Here is a 21,926-nt window from a genome sequence, read left to right as displayed (position 1 = left end):
CCTCCGGCCCACGGCCGAAGGCTCATGAAAGACCGAACACTAACGCTCGGCACTGTCCAAGAAATCCAAGCGGTTCACAGAGCCTACCATCGGGGAAAACGATGACCAAGATTCGAGGGGCATGCATCGCACTCGGCGCGACGTTCGTCATCACGAGCATTACTTTCTATCTCTCGACGGACTTCGACACTGCCCAAGCGGGAATGGACCGCGAGACCGTCGACTGTCTAACACGCGGACTCACGCGTGACGAGAAAGTCCGCATCGCCCGACTCACCACGGCGCACGACCGCGAAGGGCTTGATGCGATCTACGGCGATGTGCTCGCGCGCTGCGTCGTGCGCTCCGATCAGTGGGAGCGTCGCCCGCAACTGCTCACGAGCGCGCGCCAGATTCTTTCCCACGATCCCGAATTCAGACAGATGCTCAACGCGAGCACGATGGAACTGGCGACGCGCCGCTGATCGGCGCATCGATCACGCCGTCAGTCCGGTACCCGAGCCGATTTGGACTTCGGCGCGCGTGTTCGCGGCATGGGCGCTCAGCACGGCGATCTCACGCTGCGTGAAGTGCGTGACCGGCGCGATGGCCGCGAGCGCAGCGGTGATGACGATGGCGACGATGCTGATCGAGATGACGTTCATGTTCGGCTCCTTCGGTTGGCTGAGATGGACTAGCTGCTGTCGATGTGAGGCATTGTCGTCGCCGAGGGTTAGCGAAGAATGAGCTTGGCGCCGCGACGGGCATCCGGTTCGCCGGAGTAACATTCGCATTCATTCGACCATCGCGCATTCGGCATTCAAAATGCATTCGACCATCAGCACATCGACCGCCACGCTCGAGCTGCCCTTCAAGCGGCCTTTCGACTGGACGCGGATGCTGAAATTTATCGGCGGTCGCGCGTCGGCGGGCGTCGAGTCGGTCGAGGACGGCGTGTATCGGCGCGCGATCGAATGGCAAGGCGCCGAGGGCACCGTCGAAGTCCGGCCGCATGAACGCAGGCATCGGCTCGTCGTGAATGTCGAGGGTGCGGTGGCGCAGCACGCCGGCGACCTCGCCGCGCCGCTCGCGCGCATGTTCGATCTGCACGCCGATCCGCACAAAATCGCTCGCTGTCTCGCCGGCGATCCGGTGCTCGCCCCGCTCGTCGAAGCCGCGCCCGGCCTGCGCGTGCCGGGTGCGTGGTCCGGCTTCGAACTTGTGGTGCGGACCATCGTCGGGCAGCAGGTGAGCGTCAAAGGCGCGTCGACGATCATGAACCGCATCGTGCAGCGCGCGGGCAAAAAGATCGAAGGCCATCCGCATGAGGGCACCGCGTGGCGCTTTCCGACGCCCGCCGAACTCGCCGCAGCGGATCTGGAGAAGATCGGCATGCCGACCAAGCGCATCGAGACCGTGCAGCGTTTCGCGCACGCGGTCGCAACCGGCGCGCTTCCTCTCGATGAACCCGGCGCCGATCCCGAACGCGTGAAACGCGACATGCTCGCCATGCCAGGCATCGGGCCGTGGACCGTCGGCTATGTCGCGATGCGTGCGCTGCGCGATCCCGACGCCTGGCCCGAAGCCGATCTCGTCCTGATGCAGGCGATCGCGCGCCGCGACCCATCGCTTGTGAAGCCCGCCCAGCAGCGCGCGCGTACCGAACGCTGGCGGCCCTGGAGAGCGTATGCGGCGATGCATCTGTGGAACGGCGTGGCAATGGAAACAGGACTTGCACACGGCGGCTGAACTCTCGGGCATGCAATCGACCGCTGTTGCATCCTGCATTCGGCATCACGCATGCAAAGTGCAAACACGGCGTCGATCATTTCGCACTATTGTCTAAAAAATGAACTAATCTGCTTCGAGCGGCCGGGCCGCTGCCGAAGCCGCAAAGCCGTGTACGTGAAAAGCGCTGACGAACCGCCATCGGGAGACGCTCATGGACGCATCATCGCAAACGACGCCCGCGCCCGAACTGCCGACAGCGCCGCGCGTGCAGAAGATCGTTGTCGCGATACACGGCATCGGCAATCAGTTGCACAGTGACACGGTGCGCTCGGTCGCGAGCCAGTTCGGCGCGCGTTATGACCCGCCGCTTCCCGTGATGCCACTCGGCTACTTCGATATCGCGGGCGTCGGCGAAGTCGACGTGCGCCAGCTCGATCTGCCGCCGGGCGGTCCCTACACCGCGGAACAACGCGACTTCTATTCGGCGCTCGGTTTCGCGGAAGTGTATTGGGCCGACATTCCGCGCGAAGTCGTGAAGCAGGACGACACGCTCGAAGAGAGCAAGGCGTGGGGACTGTCGATCGTGAGTCGCGCGCAAGCGACCTACATGCTCAACGTCGATGAACGCAAGCTCGAACCCGCGGACTTTTCGCTCGCGTCGGGCGTCGTCGAAGAGATCGTCGAAACGGTGGCCGTCATGCAAAGCCTGCTCGCGGTGACGGAGAAAGCCGGCATTTTCAAGTTCGATCTCGCGCCGATGCTGCGCGATTATGTCGGCGACGTGCAGCTCGTCGCGGATTTCAGGCAGCATCGAGAGACCATCGTCTTTCGCTTTCATCGTGTGATGGAGCGGCTTGTCGCGCTCGCCACCGCGCGTTGTCAGTGTGCGCCCGAGGTGTATATCGTCGCGCATAGCGAAGGGACCGTGATCAGTTTTCTCGGCATCCTGCAGGCGCTATCGAGACCGACCGTCATCGACCCGAAGGACGGCAAGCAGATCATCGGTACTGACTGGGTGCAGAGTCTGCGTGGCTTCATGACCATCGGCTCGCCGATCGACAAGCACATCCTTTTATGGCCGAAGCTATGGGAAGGCATGGCGCTAAGGAGCGAACGCAAGGGCGATGCCGTCACGCAGATCGAGCGTCCAGGCGGCCCGATCACGCTGCCTTCACGCATCAGGTGGCGCAACTATTATGACTTCGGCGATCCCGTCGGCTTCGCACTCGATACGGCGCGCGCCTATCTCGGTCGTCATGGTTGTCTCGCATTCGAATTCGAGCCGGTGCATGACATTGGCTTTTCGCGCTACTGGCTGCCGGGGAAAGCGCACACCGATTACTGGACCGACGGCGATGTCTTCGGCCACTTCATCGAGAACGTCGTGCTCGACCGAAGCACCGCGAAAACCCCTCAAAACAGGCATTTTCGCGGCATCGTGAGCACGGCAATTCCTTATCTTCTGAGCTTCGCGCTGCATCTGCTCGCGGTGTTCTTCATCTATAAAGCTGTCACCGCAACTTCCGATTCGGGCGCGGGCGGCACGAGCACCGCGCCCGAATTCATCTATCTCACGCGCTCGGTGTTCGCGCTCGCCTGCCTTTTGATGGGAACGACGGTTGCCGCACGCCTTCCGCGTCTCGTCAAGGCGCGAGGCACAAATCGCACGGCCGCATGGCTGCGTTGGCGCATCGTCGCGCTACTGTCGTTCGTCGCGGGTGCGCTGATCTTCTGGTTCGTGCTGTTGAGCGGCGTGGCGGCTTTTCTCGCGAGCCCGTTCGCCGATATCCTGCATCGCGATAGCGCCGATCCTGTCGTCGGCAAGGCGGTCTTCGTACTTGCGGGCCTCGTCTGCGCAATAAGCGGCTGGCTCGCGCCGCGCAAACCGCATTGGGGACGGCGTATTCTCGTCGCGCTCGGCACGTTGATGATGGTGCTGATCGTGGGCGTCAGACTATGGGGCGATCTCGCGGGCAAACCCTTGTGGCCCGTCGTGCTTGGTGGCGCTTTCTTTCTCTATGCGTGGTGGCTCGCGATCCTGATCTTCGATCTCGCATTCGTGTGGCATCGCTATGTGCGCAATTCCGTCGCGCTCGATACGTTGCGCGCGTGGCGCGAAGATCGATGCGACGCGCAGCCCAAGCCCATTATGTCGATGCGATCGAAGCCCTCGAAGCAGTGATGCGATCACCCATGCAGTAGGAGCTTCTGCACGCGCCAATTGAGCAACTCCGCGACGAACAAAGTGCCTTCTGAAGGACACGCCATTTCATGAATCCATCCGAACTGCTTCAATTGCTTGCCGGATCGTCCGAGTACGCCGAGCAATTTTCCGTCGAGCGATAACTTGTAAATCCGGCCGGGAAACGCATCGGCGGAATACAGCACTTGATTCGGCCCCGGCGAAATGCAAATGGCCCAAGGTGAACCCGGCGCAAATGTTCCCGCTGCTATCGCCGCTTCGTCGGGCATGTTGCCGATAGCCGGACGCGCATCGGGCGGCACGGGTACATCGATCGTGATTTGCCGCTGAAAATTGCCTTCGTCGTCGAATACCTGAATGCGCCGGTTGCTTCGATCGGCGACATAGACAAGCCCGTTTCTATCGACAGCAATGCTATGCGGCGTATGGAATTGCCCCGGCTCCTTCCCGCGCTCGCCCCACGACTTGAGCCAGTTGCCGTCCTTGTCGACCTTCGCGACGCGCGAGTTGATGTATCCGTCGCTGATATAGGTATTTCCCGATGCGTCCCACGCGACGTCGGTGACTTGCCGGAAACGCCCCGGCTCCGAAGGCAGCGGCGGATTCGGATGCTTGAGCGGCGCAGTCTCTTCGTCCGACGCTTCCTGCTTGCGACCGAACACCATCGCGACGCGGCCTTCAGGCGTGAACTTGATGATCATGTCCGAGCCCTTGTCCGTTACCCAGACATTGTCTTGCCGATCCACTTTCACAGTATGGGCGAACGACCAGGCATAAAGGTTATGGCCGATTTCGCGCATGAAGCGTCCATTGCGATCGAATTCGAGCAGTTGCGCGGCGGCGGCGCCATAAGCCGGACCCGTGCTATTGCCGCGCGATAACACGAAGATATGCCCGGCCGAATTCAACGCCACGCCGGAGCATTCGCCGAAGTACATATCGCGAGGCAGGCGTACAGGGTCGGGGACGGAATCGTAGGCGATGGACGGTACGTCGTTATCGGCGTATGCGAGATGCGGAAAGAGCGCGAGCGCGGCGGCGCTTTGACCCGCGAGCGCAAGAAAGCGGCGGCGGCTTGCGGCGTTCGGCGCCATGTCGCAACATGGGCAATAGATCGAATGTCGAAGACTCACTGTTACTCTCCTCTTGTTCGATTCGCGATGCGAGAGGAAGTGTAGTGCATGAACTGCATTATTCACACGCGAAGTTATCAATAGCTTTCAACATGAAAAGGGCGTTATGACTGAATCCTTGCAATATCAAGTTCGAATCCGTCTCGCGCCCGAGTATGCGATGCTGGCGCGTCGAGATCCGGCAAACGAAAAGCTCGCGGCGATCAATGCGCTGCTGATCGAACACGACGCTCAATTGAAATGCCAGTACGACGCCTTCGTGGATTACGTCGCGCAGGCCGAAAGGGATGGCATCGAGCACTATCCGCTTTATCGGTGGACACGCGAAACCATCGAAAACCCGGCTAAAAAAGCGAAATATCTCGAAGCGTTCACGCTCTACGTGAATGGCGACGAAGTCTATGACAAGGCACTCGCCGATGCGCTCGAAGCCGATCTTCGATCGCTCGCGAGCGCTGCGATCACCGATATCCGCAAGTTCGACACGAACCCCGCGCATAATCCGCAACCACCGTCGTATGACAATTCATAAGGTTGACGCCGTGCATCGCCCGCGCTAAGGTTTGGTAATTCAACCAAACGTGGATCGCGCCCTGTGCAGGATCGTCGACAGACCATACTCGAAGCCGCCCTTGCCACTCTGCGCGAAGAAGGTTATTCGGGCTTCACGCAACCGCGCGTCGCTGCACGCGCGGGTCTGCGCCAGAGTCATCTGACTTATTATTTCCCCACGCGCCTCGCGTTGATCGAAGCTGTCGCGCGTACGGCCATCGATGGCCAGCTCGCCGCCGTCGATGCCTTCGCGGGCGAAGCATCGCCCAAGATCACAGCTGCATCGATCGCCAACGTCGCGATGCGCCACGAAAACACGCGCGTATTGATGGCGCTCGCGCAAGCCGCCGACGAAGAGCCAACCATTCGCAGCCTCTTTCGCGAGCTCGCGGAAGGCGTCGCGGTACGCATCACGCGCATGCTCGAAGCAATGGGTCTCGCCGTCACGAAAGAACATGTGTCGATGGTGCATGCGCTTGTCGTCGGGCTTGCGGTCATCGATCTCGCGATGGGCCGCGCGGATGGCAAGCGCCGCGCGAGCGCCGCGATCGAAACGTTGTTCTCGCTTCTGCCATCCGACAAATCGGGCGCGTCGTGATTCAACCCTGACGCGCATCGAGCCATTCGACGATATTGCGCACCGTATCGCCATAAAACGTGCGATACAACTCTTCCGCCACATAGCCGATATGCGGCGTCGCGAGCACGTTCGGCAGTGAACGCAGCACGTCGTTCGCAGCTAGCGGCTCTTCATCGTAGACGTCGATTGCCGCGCCCGCGAGCTTGCCCGACTTCAACGCATCGACGAGCGCGGCGCTATCGACGATCGGTCCGCGCGACGTGTTGACGATGCGGCTCGTCGGCTTCATCTGCGCAAATTCCCGCGCACCGACGAGATGATGCGTGCGCTCGCTGAGGCGAACATGAATCGAGAGCACGTCGGAGGTCTTGAAGAGCGTGTCCTTGTCCACTAGTTGCACGCCCTTTTCTTCCGCGCGCTCACGTGTGAGGTTCTGGCTCCACGCGATCACGTTCATGCGAAAGGCGCGGCCGATCACGCCGACGGCCGACCCCACGCGACCGAGACCGAGCAAGCCGAGCGTCTTGCCCGCGAGTTCGGTGCCGAGCGCAATCTGCCAGCCGCCCTCCTTGAGCGAGCGATTCTCGGCGGGGATGTTGCGCATCATCGAGAGAATGAGCGCCCACGTGAATTCGATCGTCGGTGTGGACGTATAGCCCGTATGCCGCACTTCGACGCCGCGTTCGGATGCGGCATCGAGATCGATCGATGCATTCGCCGCGCCCGTCGATGCAATCAGCTTAAGGTTAGGCAGGCTCTCGATGATGTCGCGCGAGAACGGCGTGCGTTCGCGCATCGCGCAGACAACATCGAAGGGACGCAGACGTTCGAGCAACGCGTCGCGCTCCGCGATGTGATCGTTGAACACGGTAATTTCAGCGCGAGCCTCGAGCGGCGACCAGTCGGCCATCGAGAGCGCGATGTTCTGATAATCGTCGAGAACGGCGACTTGGATCGGAGTAGATGTGGCCATGATGATTTCGATTGTTATGACGATTAAGCCGGACGGCAGCAGCAAGTGTGACGCAATGCGCGAAATCGTGTTGCGCGCGGACTTCGCAAAGTTATTGGAAATGCTGCAAAAGCCCGTGCCATAAGGCATAGCACGATGCCATCAGCCATGACATGGCGTGAAACAAGTTACCGCGGGACTTCGCAAGGCCGCTTCTCTATAGTCACTTCCGTCGCCACTCGAAACGCAACGTGGCCTAAAGAACCGAGAAGGACATCCCGTGAAAAACAGATCGACTTTCGCTTCAAACGCCCACGTTGCGTTCGCCTCCGACGCGCCCTCAAGCAAGCGCCGCGTGCGCAAGTTGCTCGTCGTCGCGGCGGCCGCCGCGCTTACGCTGTGCAGCAGCTCCGCCTTCGCGGGCTGGGCGCGTGGCGGCACGGCCTACACCGGTCGCGGCGAATACCAGGGCGCGCACGTCGGCTCGTGCGGCGGCGGCAGTTGCTCGCATGCGGGCGGCGTCGAGAATCCATGGGGCCGCGTCGGCACCAACTCCGGAACCGTTACGCGTACCGCGCCGGGCCAGTTCTCCAACTCCGGCACCGCATACGGCCCGAACGGCCGCTCGGTGCAACATGCGGGCGACACGAGCTGCGCGGGCGGCAGTTGCTCGCACACCGGCAGCGCGACCGGCCCAAACGGCAAGACCGCCACCGGCAGCGATACCGTGACGCGTACTGCGCCCGGCCAATACTCGTCATCGGGATCGGTGACGGGACCGAACGGCAACACGTCGACGCACTCAGCATCGACGAATTGCGCGGGCTACACCTGCAATCGCTCGGGCACGGTCAACACGGCCAACGGCGGCACCGTCACGCATTCAGGCAGCGCGACGAGCGTCGCGCCGGGCGTGGTCACGACGTCGGGCACCGCGACGGTCTCGAACGGGTCGCATAGCACGACGGTAGTCGGCGGCGGCACGGTGACGTCGAGCACGACGGTGGTCGCGACGGCGCCGGTCGTCACCGGAACAACCGTCGTCGCTGCGCCCGTGATCGTGCCGCCGCCCCCGCCGCCTGCGACGACCGTGGTGGTCGCACCGCCCCCGGCTTCGTCGACGGTCGTCGTCACGCCGCCTCCGCCGCCGCCCGCCAAGACGGTGGTCGTCACACCGCCGCCGGCCAAGACCGTGTACGTCGCGCCCGCGCCGGCTCCGGTCAGGACGGTGTATGTCGCGCCGCCCGCGAAGACCGTCTACGTGGTCCCGCATCGCGCGGTCCTGATTCCGGGCCACTGGGTCGGCAGGTTCTGGATTCCCGCACACTGGGCTTGATCGAGGATCGATTGAAAGCGAAGGCCGGCCGCATGCGAGCCGGCCTTGTCGTTTTGACCGCGCCGCGCGTTACACTGCGAAGCAACGCCGCTTCCGACATAGGCACGACATGCTCGATGTCTTTCCAGTCACGCAAGCAGTCACGAACGCACGCTCATGACGAGGCATCGCATGAAACGCCCGCATCTGCCTCGCGATCATGCGAAAGGCGTCCTGCATGACATTACATGGACGGCCGGTCCTGTCTTGCTGGTCATTGCGATCGTCGTCGCGCTCGTCTACTGGCTCGTCGATCCGGCGCCGCCCAAAACCATCACGATGAGCGCGGGTCAATCCGACAGCTCGTTCTACGTCATCTCGCAGGAATACGCGAAACTGCTCGCGCGTAACGGCATCACGCTGAAGGTGCTGCCTTCGGATGGCTCCGTGCAAAATCTCGAACGCTTGCTCGATCCGAAGCAGCACGTCGACCTCGCGCTCGTGCAAGGCGGGATCGCGACGAAGGAACAGGCATCGCAACTGATGTCGCTCGGCAGCGTGTCGTATGTGCCGCTTGTCGTGTTCTATCGAGGCAAGGGTCTCACCCTCCTCTCGCAACTGGAAGGCAAGCGCATCGCGATAGGCCGCGAAGGCAGCGGCACGCGCACGCTGTCGCTCAAGCTGCTGGAAGCGAACGGCATCTATCCTGGCGGCGACACGCAGCTTCTTCCGAGCGACGGCCTGCAAGCCGCGACGCAACTCGTCAGCAACGAGGCCGACGCAGTGTTTCTCTCCGGCGATTCCGCAACGCGCGGCCTGATGTTGCGCCTCTTGCGCGTGCCCGGCATCTCGGTGATGGACTTCAAGGAATCGGGCGCCTATACGCGTCTTTTTCCCTATCTCGACGATATCGAATTGCCGCCCGGTGTGCTCGATCTCGGCCGCCGCATCCCGCCGGAGACCGTGCATCTGATCAGCCCCACGGTCGAACTCGTCGCGCGGCCAAGCCTGCATCCGGCGCTATCGGACTTGCTCATCGAAGCCGCGCAGGAAGTGCACGGCTCTGCCGGTCTGCTGCAACGCGCGGGGCAATTTCCGAGTTCCGTCGCGCATGAGTATCCGATCAGCGAAGACGCGAGCCGCTATTACCGCTCGGGCAAGAGCTTCCTCTATCGCACGCTGCCGTTCTGGCTCGCGAATATCGCGGACCGCGCCCTTGTGCTGTTGCTCCCGGTCGCCGTGCTCATCTTTCCTGCGCTGCGGCTCGTGCCCGCGCTGTATCGCTGGCGCGTGCGCTCGCGCATCTATCGCTACTACGGTGCGCTGATCGCGGTGGAACGCGGCGCGATGCGCGTCACCAGCGAAGACGAACGGCGGGCGCTCGTCATCGAACTCGATTACATCGAGGAATCTCTCGATACGCTCAAGCTGCCGCTCGCCTACGCCGATGCACTCTATGTGCTGCGCGAGCATGTCAGCTTCGTGCGCGCGCGTTTGAACGAAAATTCGCGGAAGGAAAAGAACATGGCATAGTACGGACTCCGTAATTGAGGTCACGCAATGAAACTTCGCACTTGGATCGCCTTTGCTTTGACACTGTTGATGAGCGCATGCGCGAGCCTTCCGCCGCAGACAGGACGCGTGCAAACGCATGCACTGGCCGACACCGCGAACACGCGCCTCGGCACGACCTTCGCAGCGAGCGAAGCGGCGCATCCCGGCGACAATGCGTTTCATTTGCTAGCGAACGGCATGGACGCGCTCATCGCGCGCGTGATTCTGAGTGAAGCCGCGGAGCGCACGCTCGACCTCCAGTACTACATCTGGCACGACGATTTGACTGGCCGCGAAATGGCCGCATCGATCATGCGCGCCGCCGATCGCGGCGTGCGCGTGCGCCTCCTGCTCGACGACCTCGGCACCAATGCGGACGATCAGTTCCTGCTCGCGCTCGCTTCGCATCCGAACGTGCAGGTGCGGCTTTTCAATCCCGTATCGAATCGCACGTTCAAGAAGCTAGGCTCCGCGATCGAGTTCTTTCGCGTGAATCGGCGGATGCATAACAAGGCGCTCATCGCCGATAACCAGGCCGCGATTCTCGGCGGACGGAATATCGGCGACGAATATTTCGGCGCGTCGAGCACGGTCGCGTTCGGCGATCTCGATGTGCTCGTGCATGGCCCCGTCGTGCGCGACGTATCGAGCGCATTCGACCTGTACTGGAACTCGGATGCAGCCTATCCGATCGATAACCTGATGCGACGTCACGCCGACCCCGGCGCGCTCGCCGGTTATCGCCAGAAGCTCGACACGTATTTGTTGTCGGAACAGAGTTCGCCCTATGTCGCGCAAGTTCGCGAGCGTTACACCAAAGTTATCGAGGCGCACGACACGGCTTTTTCGTGGGGCAAGGCCACGCTTCTGTATGACGATCCCGCAAAGATCACGCGCGCGCCCGGCGACAGCGAAGGCCATCTGATGTCGCAATTCAAGGCGTTGGATTTCGAACCCGCGCAGGAAATGCTGATCGTGTCGCCATACTTCGTCCCGCGCAAGGAAGGCGTGCGATGGCTGCAATCGATGACATCGCGTGGCGTGCGTGTCACCGTGCTCACGAATTCTCTCGCCGCCACCGATGTCGCCGCGGTGCATGCGGGCTATCAGCGCTATCGAAAGGATATGCTCGAAGCCGGCGTGAGGCTATATGAGCTGAAGCCCGTTGCATCGAGCGACGCCGACAAGACCGCGAAGAAAACGACATTCGGATCGTCGAAGGCGTCGCTCCATGCGAAGACATATGTGTTTGATCGCAAGCGCATCTTCATCGGCTCGATGAATCTCGATCCGCGTTCCGTTGAGTTGAACACGGAAATCGGCGTCTATTGCGAAAGCGCGGATGCGGCCGAGTATGTGGCTGACGGCATCGGCACGAACATCGATCGCATTGCGTGGCGCGTCGAATTGCACGATGACGGCAACGGCAGCAAACGCATGGTGTGGATCGACACCGACGCAAACGGCAACACGACCGAACTCGATAGCGAGCCGGACGTGTCCGCGCTCAAACGCGCAGGGATCTGGATGCTCGGGATCTTGCCGATCGAATCGCAGTTATGATTCGCGTCATTTGAAACCGGACACGGCATGCGGCACATACGGTGCTTCGAGTTGCGCGATCTCGTCCGCCGTGAGATTCAGCGATAAGGCCGCGACCGCATCGCTCACATGTCCCGGTTTCGATGCACCGATGATCGGCGCGGTCACTGGCGCCTTCTGCGCAACCCACGCGAGCGCCACTTGCGCACGCGGCACCCCGCGCGCCTTCGCGACTGCAGCCACGGCTTCGACGACCGCGCGATCGGCATCGTCGGTGCGATACAGCGTGCTGCCGAAGGTATCCGATTCCTGACGCGCGCTCGTCGCGTCCCATTCGCGCGTGAGACGGCCGCGCGCAAGCGGGCTCCAGGGCAACACGCCGATGCCCTGATCCCTGCAAAGCGGCATCATCTCGCGCTCTTCCTCGCGATACAGCAGATTCAAATGATTCTGCATCGTTTTGAACTCGGTCCATCCGTTCGCGCGAGAGGTATAGAGCGCTTTGCTGAACTGCCACGCATACATCGACGATGCGCCGATATAACGCGCCTTGCCCGCCTTCACGACATCATGTAGTGCTTCGAGTGTTTCCTCGATCGGCGTCGTGTAATCCCATCGATGAATCTGATAGAGATCGACGTAATCGGTCCCGAGCCGCTTCAGGCTGTTATCGATTTCGTTGAAGATCGCCTTGCGCGAGAGCCCCGCGCCATTCGGACCCGGACGCATGCGATTGAATACCTTCGTCGCGATGACGATGTCGTCGCGCTTCGTGAAATCGCGCAGCGCACGTCCGACGATTTCCTCCGACGTGCCGTCCGAGTAAGTATTGGCCGTGTCGAAGAAATTGATGCCCGCGTCCAATGCTTCCTTGATGAGCGGACGGCTCTTTTCCTCATCGAGCGTCCAGGGATGCGTGCCACGATCGGGCGCGCCGTAGGTCATGCAACCAAGACAGAGCCGCGACACCTCGAGACCGGTCGAGCCCAGTTTCACGTATTCCATCGTGCGAATCTCCTTGCAAAGCGAAAGGCATGCGCTAAAGCCTGCGCATGGCGACGAAAGCCCTAAACATTAACGCAGTATGGGATCGCGTGCTTTCTTTGCATGGACATGCACCTTATAACGCCAGCACATTCACCGCCACATCCACATGGTGCGCGCCTCCGCCGAGAATCATCCCGCGCAGCAACGACACATCGCTGTAATCGCGCCCCGTCGCGAGCGTCACATGGTCGAGGTCCGCGAGCACATCATTGGTCGGATCGAGGTCGATCCATCCGCTTTGCGGACAATGCACCGACACCCACGCATGCGAAGCATCGGCGCCGATCAACCTCGGGTGCCCCGGCGGCGGATCGTTGCGCAGATAGCCGCTCACATAACGAGCAGGCAATCCAAGCGCACGCAGGCAGCCGATCATCACTTGCGAGAAGTCCTGACACACGCCATGACGCAATTCGAACGCACGCGATGCGGGCGTATCGAACGCAGTCGCAGACGGTTTGTAGTCGAAGTCCGCATGAATGCGATGCATCAGATCGATGGCGCCCGCGACGAGCGGCGTGCCCTTATCGAAGCTCGCTTGCGCATACGCGCGCAATGCATGATCGAGCGAGATATTGGGCGACGCATAACAGAATTCGCTTTCCGGATAGAACGAACCACTCGCGCTGTAGCGCAAGCGATCCGCGACATCTTCCCAAGGCGGCGTCGCTTCGGCATCGAGCGCATCCCAGCGCGGCGTAAGCCGGACCGTGGTTTCGCTCGTCATCGAAAGCCGTTCGTGCGGCGCATCGAGCGAGAAGTACAACACGTCATTGCCGAATGCATCGACGCGGCTATGCACATAAGACGGTACCGGATCGATGCGCTCGGTATGCGAGATAACCTGCTGCCAGGGGCAATGCAGCGGACGGATCGTCGCCAGGTGCTGCGCGATTTCGACGGGCGTCGAGTATCGATAGGTGGTCCGATGCGTGACCGCGAGCACGGTATCGTTCAGGCCAAGGCTCATGACGACACCTGTGCGGCAAGCGTATTCGCGTGACTGAAGTAGCGCGCGCTGACTTCGTTCGATGCCGCGCTGACCGACGCAACGAGCCGGTCGCATACCGCGATCAGCGCATCGTGACGGCCATCGGCCCGCGTTTCGCAAAGCGCGGTGAGATCGGGCAACGCATCGGCGTGAACGAGAAGATCAGCGAAACGTGTCGCTTGTGCGCGGCGTGCGCCACCGGCTGCGGCAGCGATCTCATCGAGCTTCGTACGCAAGCGCGAGTACACCCCATAGAGTCCGCGCGGATTGGTTTGATCGACGACGATGAGATCGATCAACGCCGGCACTTCGAGTCTTCCCGGATAAAGCGAGCGATACGTGAGCGTGCTGTCGAAGAGTTGCAAGAGAAGATCGAAGCCCGCGGGCGACGCGAGCGTGCCCCGCTCGGCGACGACATGCAGGATCGTAGCCATCGTCGATACGCGTTCGATATGTCTTCCGATGAAGAGCAGCCGCCATGCTTCATCACGCGTCATGCGATCGCCTTGCGCGCCGCTGATTGCGGACAATTGCGTCGCAAGATGTTCGAGCGCACCTGCGAGCATCACGCGATCGTAATCGCGGCCGATGCGAACCGTGCCTTCATCTGCCTTATCGCTCGGCGAGAGACGCGCGAGCGCATCACGAAAGTCGTTGCGCGATGCGAGGATCGTGCGCCAGTGGTCCGTCGAAAGCCGGTCGCGAATTTCGCCACATGCGCGCGCCTGATCCGCGAGATTGTCGCCGATGCTCGTCGCTTTGCTCGATTCCGGCAAGCCCGCGACGAGCACACGTTCGAACGCTTGCGGCGTGCTGCGCGCGAGCGTTTCGCCCGATGGGATGAGTCCGCATTGCGATGCGAGTTCAGTGAGCGTCGGAAAGAGTTCTTCAGCATCGTTGCCATCGAGCATGCCGAGCAGAAGGCGGCACAAGCGCACGTTGTTTTCCGCGCGCTCGCCATAACGACCCCCCCAGAAAAGATTCTCCGCGGCTCGGCTCGACACGATGCGATGCTTGCGCAGCTCGCCCGGCTTCATCGGCGTCGGTTGCAACGACACGGCGCTACCGGGCTGGCTCGACATCACCCATGTATCGACGCTGCTGCCGCCGAACTGCATGGACACGGTCGCGCGCTTGTCGGCCGCGAGCCGCGTGAAGCCGCCTGGCATCACGCTCCAGCTTCCGTCGATGTTGGCGATCGCATAGGCGCGCAGCACGCATGGACGCGAGCCGAGCGCGCCATCATGAAAGCGCGGCGCCGTGGAGAACGGCAGATTCTCCTGCACCGTGAAGACATCCGGCGCGCGTTCGATGCGTTCGCGCCATGCCGAAAGCGCCTGCACGCCCGCATCGATGCCCGGTGCGTGATCGGCCTGCGCGCCAGGCCATGTCGGCGCGATGAGCGCGTGATCGAGGCGCTCGAATACTTCGGACCGCGCGGCTTCTTCGCCGCACCACCATGTCGGCACCGTCGGCAATTCCAGAGTTTCATCCAGCAAGGCTTGCGCAATGCCCGGCAAAAACGCGTTGAGCGCGGGGGATTCCGTGAAGCCCGCGCCCGGCACGTTCGACACCATCACATTCCCCGCACGCATGACCTGCAGCAAGCCGGGCACGCCGATGGTGGAGTCCGCGCGCAATTCGACGGGATCGCAGAATGCATCGTCAAGACGCCGTATCACTGCGTGCACGCGCGACAGGCCGGCAAGCGTCTTCAGATAGAGCTTGTCGTGCCGCACCGTGAGGTCCTTGCCTTCGACGAGCGTCACGCCCAGATATCGCGCGAGAAACACATGCTCGAAGTAAGTCTCGCTGAATGGGCCGGGACTCAGCAACGCGATATGCGGCGCATCGTTCGATGCATCGCTGCGGCCGTCGTCGTCATCGTGCATCGTCGCGCGAGCCGCTTGCGCGATCGTCGCGATGAGTTGCGAATAGGTCGCCGCGAGACGGCTCACATGCATCGCGCGAAAGGGATCGGCGAAGAGGCTCGATACGATCAATCTGTTTTCGAGCGCATAACCCAAACCGGAAGGCACTTCGGTGCGATGCGCGATGACCGTCCACGAGCCGGATGGCGCGCGCGCGAGATCGACAGCGACGATCTGCAGAAAGCGGCCGCACGGTGGCATGAAACCCTTCACCGCGCGCAAGTAGCCGGGATGCCCGAAGACGAGCGCGCCCGGCAGCAGGCCGCGATGCAGCAATGACTGCGGACCATAGACATCCGCGACAATCGCTTCCATCAAGCGCGCGCGTTGCGCAACGCCGCGCTCGATCAGCGCCCACTCTTCTTCATCGATGATGAGCGGCAGGAGATCGAGCGACCACGCACGCGGCTTGCCGTTATCGGCATACACGTTGTACGTGATGTCGTTGTCGCGCACCTGCTGCGCGACGGCGGCGACGCCATCGTCGAGCCGCTCGACGCCCTGCTCGCCGAGCAATTCGAAAAACTGACGCCAGGGCTCACGCAACTGGCCTGCCGCGTCGCGCAATTCGTCCCAATGCCCTTCGCGCGCGGGCAGCGTGCGCAGCAGCGCGAGCGCATCGATGCGGGCCGAGGCGATGTCGAAAGGCAAGGTCGATTGATAGGCCAATGTCGTCTCTGTTCTTTATTCGAATGATGATTGCACTTCAACGATAGCGCAGGTCGAGCGTGAACGGGAATTCGAGGCTGCGTTCGCGGGCTTCGACACGCATCGCACCGGGCGTGTGTCCTGTCGCGAAGAAGCGTGCGCGCCTGCGGCTTTCGGCTTCATAGGCGTTGACCGGGAAGGTTTGATAGTTGCGTCCGCCCGGATGCGCGACGTGGTACTGACATCCGCCGATCGCGCGTCCGGTCCATGTATCGACGATATCGAAGGTAAGCGGCGCATGTACGTCGATGGTCGGATGCAGGGATGCGGCTTGCGACCACGCGCGAAAGCGCACGCCGGCCACGTATTCGCTTACGCGCCCTGTAGGTTGCAGCGGCAGCGTCTCGCCATTGACAGTTACGACATGCCGATTGCCATTCAGGCCGAGCACGCGCACTTCGAGACGTTCGACGGATGAATCGACGAAACGCACCGTGCCGCCGATCGCGCCCTCTTCGCCCATGACGTGCCACGGTTCGAGTGCATTGCGGATCGTGAGCGCGATGCCGTTCGTATCGTATGCGCCGACGAGTGGGAAGCGGAACTCGAAATGCGGCGCGAACCAGCTTCGCTCGAATGCGAAGCCCGCTTCGCGCAACTCGCTGAGCACGTCGTCGAAATCCATTTGCACGAAAGTGCCGAGCATGAACCGGTCATGCAGTTCGGTGCCCCAGCGCGTGAGTCGCGCGGTATAGGGGGCGTTCCAAAATCGTGCAACGAGCGCGCGCAACAACAGTTGTTGCACGAGACTCATGCGCGCGTGCGGCGGCATTTCGAAGCCGCGCAGTTCGAGCAGGCCGAGCCGGCCAGTGGGTCCGTCGGGCGAATACAGCTTGTCGATGCAAAACTCCGCGCGGTGCGTGTTGCCCGTTACGTCGATCAGGATGTTGCGCAAAATGCGGTCGATAAGCCACGGCGGCACAGTGGCATTGCCGCGTCCGCCGAGCATATCGAGTTGTCTTTGCAGTTCGGCGAATGCGATCTCGAGTTCATAGACCTGATCGTTGCGTGCTTCGTCGACGCGCGGCGCCTGACTCGTCGGACCGATAAAAAGCCCTGAAAACAGCATCGACAGCGATGGATGGTTATGCCAGTACGCGATCAGGCTCGCAAGCAGATCGGGGCGACGAAGGAATGGACTGTCGGCGGGTGTCGCACCGCCAAGCACGAAGTGATTGCCGCCGCCGGTGCCGGTGTGCCGGCCATCGAGCATGAATTTCTCGGGGCTTAAATACGACTCGTGCGCCGCGTTGTACAAGAACTCCGTGTGTTCGACAAGATCGTTCCAGTTCGCAGCCGGATGAATGTTCACCTCGATCACGCCCGGATCCGGCGTCACCTGGAGCATCTTGAGACGCGCATCGCGCGGCGGCGGATAGCCTTCGACAATGACCGGAATCTTCAGATCGGAAGCCGTGGCTTCGATGGCCGCAAGCAGATCGAGATAGTCGTCGAGTTCGGTGAGCGGCGGCATGAAGACATGCATCAGCTTGTTGCCGTTGCCGAGCTTTTCGAGGGCGTCGGCTTCCGCTTTCGGACCGGCCGCGCGCGCGGGGTCACGCGCTTCCACGCACACAGCGGTCCGCGCGATCCAGCCAGCCGACTCGCCGCGTTGCGGGACGCGCTCCCGCGACGGACCCGTTGCCATTGCATGCCGCGTTCCCACCGCATCGGCATTTTGCATGCGCGATTCATTATCCAAATCCGCATATTGCATGCGTAATTCAGTCGCGGTGCGCAATGGCGTCGACGGCGCGAACGGATCGTGCGCGTGCTGCCACGGATAATCGCCTTCCGAAACCCACGGCAGCGAGTCGAGCGGCAAGCGGTAGCCCATCGGCGAATCGCCCGGAATCAGGTACATGCGTTCGTCGCGGAAGAACCACGGACCGCTGGTCCAGCGGCCCGGCTGCATCGTGGGGGCGTCTTCGCGCGAAATCGGCAGCGCGTAGCCCGTAATCGACGGAAGTCCTGCATCGAACACACGCCGCAGCCGCGCGCGCTCGAGTTCGTCGTCCAGACGCGAGTCGAAAGGATCGACGTTCACCGGCAAGCGGCGTTCGCGCCACAGGTAGTACCACGTATCCTCGTACGCGGGTTGAATGTATTTTGAATCCAAAGACAGCTTGCCAGCGAGATTACGAATGAAGCGCGCGGCGTCATCCGATGTGTACGACGCCGGTTGACGTTCGTCCGCAAAAAGCGACGGATCGTGCCAGCACGGTTCGCCATCCGCGCGCCAGAAAAGCGACAGCGCCCAGCGCGGCAATTGCTCGCCCGGATACCACTTGCCCTGTCCGATGTGCAGGAAGCCGCCCGCGCCGTACTGCGCGCGCAGCTTGTCCATCAGCGAAACGGCGTAGGCGCGCTTCGTCGGGCCCAGCGCATCGGTGTTCCATTCCGGTTCATCGCGATCGCGAACCGAAACATAAGTCGGCTCGCCACCCATGGTGAGACGCACATCGGATGCATTCAATCGCGCATCCACCTGCTCGCCCATACGCAGCACCGCGTTCCAGTCTTCCTCGCTATAAGGCTTCGTCACGCGCGGCGTTTCGAGCACGCGCTCGATCGACATCGCATGAACGAATTCGACTTCGCATTTGTCAATCGCGCCAGAGACCGGTGCCGCACTGTCCGGCTCCGGCGTGCACGCGACCGGAATATGTCCTTCGCCGGCGAGCAGGCCGGAAGTAGGATCGAAGCCTATCCAGCCCGCTCCAGGCAGGAACACTTCGCACCACGCATGCAGGTCGGTGAAGTCCACTTCGGTGCCGCTCGGGCCATCGAGCGATTTGGTATCCGGTGCGAGCTGCAACAGATAGCCCGATACGAAGCGCGCCGCCAGCCCGAGATGACGCAGCGTTTCCACAAGCAGCCAGCCCGAATCCCGGCACGAACCCGCCGCGCTTTCAAGCGTTTCCTCGGGCGTCTGCACGCCCGGCTCCATGCGGATCAGATAGCGAATCTCGTGGGATAGCCTTTGATTCAATTCGACGAGAAAATCGATCGTCGCGCGCGGGGAGCGATCGATACTTTCGACAAATGCGGCAAAGCGCGGAGTCGGCTCACGCTTGACCATGTAAGGCGCGAGATCATGCAGCAATTCTGGCGCATAGCTGAATGGAAACTTTTCGGCGGCCGGTTCGAGAAAAAAGTCGAACGGGTTATAGACGGCCATTTCCGCAACGAGATCGACCGTTACCTTGAATTCGCGCGTTTTCTCGGGGAAAACCAGTCGCGCCTGATAGTTCGCGAACGCGTCCTGCTGCCAGTTGATGAAATGATCCTCTGGCTCGACACGCATCGAATACGACACGATCGGCGTCCGGCAATGGGGCGCAGGCCGCAAGCGCACGACTTGCGGCGAAAGACCGACGAGCCGGTCATAGCGATAGTGCGTGACATGGTTCAACGCGACACGAATGGACACACCGGACTCCTTTGCTCAATTGACGCCGCGCACACAAGCCGCGCTGCAACGCGTTTTTCTGCTTGTCATGGAAAAAACGTTCTGACTACGGCACGATGTTTGCGACTGCTTCGCCGATAGCGCGCACACCGAACCTCGCGCAATAACACTTCCGCCGACCACACGATGAAGACCTTTCACTGCAATCGCTGCAACCAGCTCGTGTTCTTCGAGAACACGCATTGCGAAAACTGCGGCGCGCGGCTCGGCTATGTGCCCGAGATCAGTCAGATCAGCGCCTTCGAAGAAAACGGGGACGGTCGCTGGCGCAGCCTGCATCCGCTCGCCAAAGATCTCCTCTATCGGCCGTGCCATAACTACGTGGTCGAAAATGTCTGCAACTGGGTCGTTCCTGCGCCCGACATCGATCCGACCGACCCGCTGTGCTGCTCGTGCCAATTGACGAGCACCATTCCCAACCTCTCGAATCCGGAAAACCGCGTCTACTGGTATCGCATCGAAGCCGCGAAGCGCCGCCTGCTGTACACGTTTTCCGAGTTGGGCCTGCCCGTGAGGTCGCGTCAGGAAGATCCCGAGCGCGGCCTCGAATTCCAGTTTCTCGAAGCGGATGCGCAAGGCCATGGCGTAATGACGGGCCATAACAACGGCATCATCACGCTCAACATCGCTGAAGCTGACGATGCTCATCGCGAGAAAACGCGCTCTGCGCTTCACGAGCCGTATCGCACCTTGCTCGGTCATTTCCGTCATGAATCCGGGCACTACTTCTTTGATCGCCTGATCGCGGACACCGCTCGCATCGCACCGTTTCGCACTGCATTCGGCGACGAACAAGCCGACTACGCCGCCGCACTCGACCGCCATTACCAGGAAGGTCCGCCCGCTCAATGGGAAGACAACTTCATCAGTGCCTACGCCACGATGCATCCGTGGGAAGACTGGGCGGAGACCTGGGCGCATTATCTGCATATCGTCGACACGCTCGATACCGCCGTATCGTGCGGCCTCGTGCTTGTGCCCGATAGTCCGCACGAGCCGACGCTTACCGATCAGACGCCCGTCGACGAAACCACGTTTGATAACCTCATGAAACGCTGGTTTCCACTCACTTATGTCCTGAATAGCCTGAATCGCAGCCTCGGCATGCCCGACGGCTATCCGTTCACGCTCGCGCCGCCTGTCATCGACAAGCTCCGCTTCGTGCATCGTGTCGTCGCGGCGGCGGCCAAGCGCTGAACGCACGCGCTCAGCCTTTGCTTTGCGACTGCGACTGCGTTTGCGATTGCATCGGCGGTTCCGGCGCGATCGGCAACAGAAAGTCGCGGCTCACACGGCCTGCGAGATCGTTCACGCGCGCGAGGAAATCCACGAGATAAGCGTGCAATCCGCCTTTCAGGATGTCGACGATGCGCCCGTTCTTCAGTTCCGAACTCAATTGCGCGGCGAGCCTCGCCGCTTCCGTATCCCGCCCTTTCGTCACGTGGCCGATCAACTGCTCCACTTCTGCGATGCTCGCTGCAAGGGAACGCGGCCAGTCGCCATAAAGAATCAGCAGCCCCGCCACGCGTTCGGGCGTAATGACATCGCGATAAACGCGGCGATACACCTCAAAACCCGATACCGAACCGAGCACCGCCACCCAATGGTGATAATCGAACGGCTGTGCGGAAGTATCCGCGCGCTGTTCCATCATTTCAAACTTGACGTCGAGAATGCGCGCTGTATTGTCCGCCCGTTCGATGAAAGTGCCGAGACGCATGAAATAGAACGCATCGTCCTTTACGAGCGTGCCGAGCTGCACGCCGCGCGAAAGATGCGAGCGGAACTTCACCCATTCGAAGAACGTATAGGGTTCGCGCTCGAGAATGCCGTCGGCAAGCATGCGCTGACAGTCGAGCCACGTCGTGTTGAGCGATTCCCATAACTCGCTGTTGGTCGAACTGCGCACGGCCCGCGCATTTTCGCGTGCAGCACGCAAACAACTGACGATGGACGAAGGATTCGACAGATCGCGCGCCATGAAGTCGATCACGTCGCGGCTTTTCATGCCGTGATGCGCGGCTGAATAAATTCCGCTCAATTCCGATATCGACAACATCGCGCGCCATCCCAGTTCCGCATACTCATCGGACTGCGGCAAAAGCGAGAGCTGATAGTTCGCATCGAGCATCCGGGCGGTGTTTTCGGCGCGTTCGGTATAGCGCGCCATCCAGAAGAGATGATCCGCGGTACGGCTCAGCATGGGTGATCCCGGTTGTTTGTCGTTGTCTTTGGT

Annotated in this window: 17 protein-coding genes; 9 read left to right on the top strand and 8 right to left on the bottom strand. The window is 61.5% G+C overall.

Features of this window, described 5'->3' with window-relative positions; translation table 11 throughout:
- The first annotated feature begins 101 nt into the window (after positions 1 to 101).
- Positions 102 to 464: a hypothetical protein gene (locus NCS03_RS25485; protein WP_250457222.1), complete on the top strand. Its 363-nt coding sequence runs from the start codon at positions 102 to 104 to the stop codon at positions 462 to 464.
- Positions 465 to 476: 12 nt separating this feature from the next.
- On the opposite strand, the gene NCS03_RS25480 is transcribed toward NCS03_RS25485, so the two are convergent.
- A complete protein-coding gene (locus NCS03_RS25480; protein WP_250457220.1) occupies positions 477 to 644 on the bottom strand; it encodes a hypothetical protein in 168 nt (55 codons plus the stop codon).
- A 160-nt stretch (positions 645 to 804) separates the two neighbouring features.
- Between NCS03_RS25480 and NCS03_RS25475 the strand changes: the two genes are divergently transcribed.
- A complete protein-coding gene (locus NCS03_RS25475; protein WP_250530053.1) occupies positions 805 to 1,728 on the top strand; it encodes a DNA-3-methyladenine glycosylase family protein in 924 nt (307 codons plus the stop codon).
- A gap of 193 nt (positions 1,729 to 1,921) precedes the next feature.
- Complete coding sequence (locus NCS03_RS25470; protein ID WP_008347821.1) at positions 1,922 to 3,892, top strand: MFS transporter; 1,971 nt, start codon at positions 1,922 to 1,924, stop codon at positions 3,890 to 3,892.
- A gap of 5 nt (positions 3,893 to 3,897) precedes the next feature.
- Here the strand turns inward: NCS03_RS25470 and NCS03_RS25465 are convergent, their stop codons facing one another.
- Entirely contained in the window at positions 3,898 to 5,007 is a 1,110-nt protein-coding gene (locus NCS03_RS25465) for a peptidyl-alpha-hydroxyglycine alpha-amidating lyase family protein (protein WP_284504450.1), read from the bottom strand.
- Between the two features lie 145 nt (positions 5,008 to 5,152).
- Here NCS03_RS25465 and NCS03_RS25460 point away from each other — a divergent pair, with 145 nt between their 5' ends.
- Both NCS03_RS25460 and NCS03_RS25455 read left to right on the top strand, forming a co-directional pair.
- Positions 5,153 to 5,578 (top strand): hypothetical protein, encoded by a 426-nt coding sequence (locus NCS03_RS25460; RefSeq protein ID WP_008347819.1) that lies wholly within the window; start codon positions 5,153 to 5,155, stop codon positions 5,576 to 5,578.
- 63 nt (positions 5,579 to 5,641) lie between these two features.
- Positions 5,642 to 6,196, top strand: coding sequence for a TetR/AcrR family transcriptional regulator (locus tag NCS03_RS25455; RefSeq protein WP_008347818.1), 555 nt, complete (start codon positions 5,642 to 5,644; stop codon positions 6,194 to 6,196).
- A gap of 1 nt (position 6,197) precedes the next feature.
- Here NCS03_RS25455 and NCS03_RS25450 read toward each other — a convergent pair whose 3' ends face one another.
- Positions 6,198 to 7,151 carry a D-2-hydroxyacid dehydrogenase family protein gene (locus NCS03_RS25450; protein WP_250530051.1) on the bottom strand — a complete coding sequence of 318 codons (954 nt, stop codon included), beginning with the start codon at positions 7,149 to 7,151 and terminating at the stop codon, positions 6,198 to 6,200.
- Positions 7,152 to 7,410: 259 nt separating this feature from the next.
- On the opposite strand from NCS03_RS25450, the gene NCS03_RS25445 reads away from it, so the two are divergent.
- The 3 genes from NCS03_RS25445 to NCS03_RS25435 all read left to right on the top strand — a co-directional run bounded on the left by NCS03_RS25445 (position 7,411) and on the right by NCS03_RS25435 (position 11,562).
- On the top strand, positions 7,411 to 8,466 hold the full coding sequence (locus NCS03_RS25445; protein WP_250530050.1) for a hypothetical protein: 1,056 nt from the start codon (positions 7,411 to 7,413) through the stop codon (positions 8,464 to 8,466).
- 171 nt (positions 8,467 to 8,637) lie between these two features.
- Positions 8,638 to 9,978: a TAXI family TRAP transporter solute-binding subunit gene (locus NCS03_RS25440; RefSeq protein WP_502801543.1), complete on the top strand. Its 1,341-nt coding sequence runs from the start codon at positions 8,638 to 8,640 to the stop codon at positions 9,976 to 9,978.
- A gap of 27 nt (positions 9,979 to 10,005) precedes the next feature.
- Positions 10,006 to 11,562, top strand: coding sequence for a phospholipase D family protein (locus NCS03_RS25435; protein WP_250530048.1), 1,557 nt, complete (start codon positions 10,006 to 10,008; stop codon positions 11,560 to 11,562).
- Between the two features lie 6 nt (positions 11,563 to 11,568).
- Here NCS03_RS25435 and NCS03_RS25430 read toward each other — a convergent pair whose 3' ends face one another.
- The 4 genes from NCS03_RS25430 to NCS03_RS25415 all read right to left on the bottom strand — a co-directional run bounded on the left by NCS03_RS25430 (position 11,569) and on the right by NCS03_RS25415 (position 19,651).
- Positions 11,569 to 12,546, bottom strand: coding sequence for an aldo/keto reductase (locus tag NCS03_RS25430; protein WP_250530047.1), 978 nt, complete (start codon positions 12,544 to 12,546; stop codon positions 11,569 to 11,571).
- 115 nt (positions 12,547 to 12,661) lie between these two features.
- On the bottom strand, positions 12,662 to 13,558 hold the full coding sequence (locus tag NCS03_RS25425; RefSeq protein ID WP_008347810.1) for a transglutaminase family protein: 897 nt from the start codon (positions 13,556 to 13,558) through the stop codon (positions 12,662 to 12,664).
- Positions 13,555 to 16,179 carry a circularly permuted type 2 ATP-grasp protein gene (locus NCS03_RS25420; RefSeq protein ID WP_250530046.1) on the bottom strand — a complete coding sequence of 875 codons (2,625 nt, stop codon included), beginning with the start codon at positions 16,177 to 16,179 and terminating at the stop codon, positions 13,555 to 13,557. Before NCS03_RS25420 ends, NCS03_RS25425 begins: the two co-directional genes overlap by 4 nt.
- Before the next feature lie 37 nt (positions 16,180 to 16,216).
- Positions 16,217 to 19,651 carry a transglutaminase family protein gene (locus tag NCS03_RS25415; RefSeq protein ID WP_250530045.1) on the bottom strand — a complete coding sequence of 1,145 codons (3,435 nt, stop codon included), beginning with the start codon at positions 19,649 to 19,651 and terminating at the stop codon, positions 16,217 to 16,219.
- Between the two features lie 165 nt (positions 19,652 to 19,816).
- On the opposite strand from NCS03_RS25415, the gene NCS03_RS25410 reads away from it, so the two are divergent.
- Complete coding sequence (locus NCS03_RS25410; RefSeq protein WP_250530044.1) at positions 19,817 to 20,887, top strand: zinc-binding metallopeptidase family protein; 1,071 nt, start codon at positions 19,817 to 19,819, stop codon at positions 20,885 to 20,887.
- A 10-nt stretch (positions 20,888 to 20,897) separates the two neighbouring features.
- Here the strand turns inward: NCS03_RS25410 and NCS03_RS25405 are convergent, their stop codons facing one another.
- Positions 20,898 to 21,893 carry an alpha-E domain-containing protein gene (locus tag NCS03_RS25405; protein WP_250436408.1) on the bottom strand — a complete coding sequence of 332 codons (996 nt, stop codon included), beginning with the start codon at positions 21,891 to 21,893 and terminating at the stop codon, positions 20,898 to 20,900.
- Positions 21,894 to 21,926: the final 33 nt, after the last annotated feature.

Source organism: Caballeronia sp. ATUFL_F1_KS4A, from assembly GCF_023630905.1.
Classification (GTDB): Bacteria; Pseudomonadota; Gammaproteobacteria; order Burkholderiales; family Burkholderiaceae; genus Caballeronia; species Caballeronia zhejiangensis.
This window is presented reverse-complemented; position numbering and strand designations above follow the sequence as displayed.

What these genes read in the sequence shown, in the direction of transcription:
- NCS03_RS25430 (WP_250530047.1), bottom strand. Translation starts at nt 12,546, where the DNA reads ATGGAATACGTGAAACTGGGCTCGACCGGTCTCGAGGTGTCGCGGCTC.
- NCS03_RS25450 (WP_250530051.1), bottom strand. Translation starts at nt 7,151, where the DNA reads ATGGCCACATCTACTCCGATCCAAGTCGCCGTTCTCGACGATTATCAG.
- NCS03_RS25410 (WP_250530044.1), top strand. Translation starts at nt 19,817, where the DNA reads ATGAAGACCTTTCACTGCAATCGCTGCAACCAGCTCGTGTTCTTCGAG.
- NCS03_RS25470 (WP_008347821.1), top strand. Translation starts at nt 1,922, where the DNA reads ATGGACGCATCATCGCAAACGACGCCCGCGCCCGAACTGCCGACAGCG.
- NCS03_RS25480 (WP_250457220.1), bottom strand. Translation starts at nt 644, where the DNA reads ATGAACGTCATCTCGATCAGCATCGTCGCCATCGTCATCACCGCTGCG.
- NCS03_RS25465 (WP_284504450.1), bottom strand. Translation starts at nt 5,007, where the DNA reads ATGGCGCCGAACGCCGCAAGCCGCCGCCGCTTTCTTGCGCTCGCGGGT.
- NCS03_RS25440 (WP_502801543.1), top strand. Translation starts at nt 8,638, where the DNA reads ATGAAACGCCCGCATCTGCCTCGCGATCATGCGAAAGGCGTCCTGCAT.
- NCS03_RS25485 (WP_250457222.1), top strand. Translation starts at nt 102, where the DNA reads ATGACCAAGATTCGAGGGGCATGCATCGCACTCGGCGCGACGTTCGTC.
- NCS03_RS25425 (WP_008347810.1), bottom strand. Translation starts at nt 13,558, where the DNA reads ATGAGCCTTGGCCTGAACGATACCGTGCTCGCGGTCACGCATCGGACC.
- NCS03_RS25460 (WP_008347819.1), top strand. Translation starts at nt 5,153, where the DNA reads ATGACTGAATCCTTGCAATATCAAGTTCGAATCCGTCTCGCGCCCGAG.
- NCS03_RS25405 (WP_250436408.1), bottom strand. Translation starts at nt 21,893, where the DNA reads ATGCTGAGCCGTACCGCGGATCATCTCTTCTGGATGGCGCGCTATACC.
- NCS03_RS25475 (WP_250530053.1), top strand. Translation starts at nt 805, where the DNA reads ATGCATTCGACCATCAGCACATCGACCGCCACGCTCGAGCTGCCCTTC.
- NCS03_RS25435 (WP_250530048.1), top strand. Translation starts at nt 10,006, where the DNA reads ATGAAACTTCGCACTTGGATCGCCTTTGCTTTGACACTGTTGATGAGC.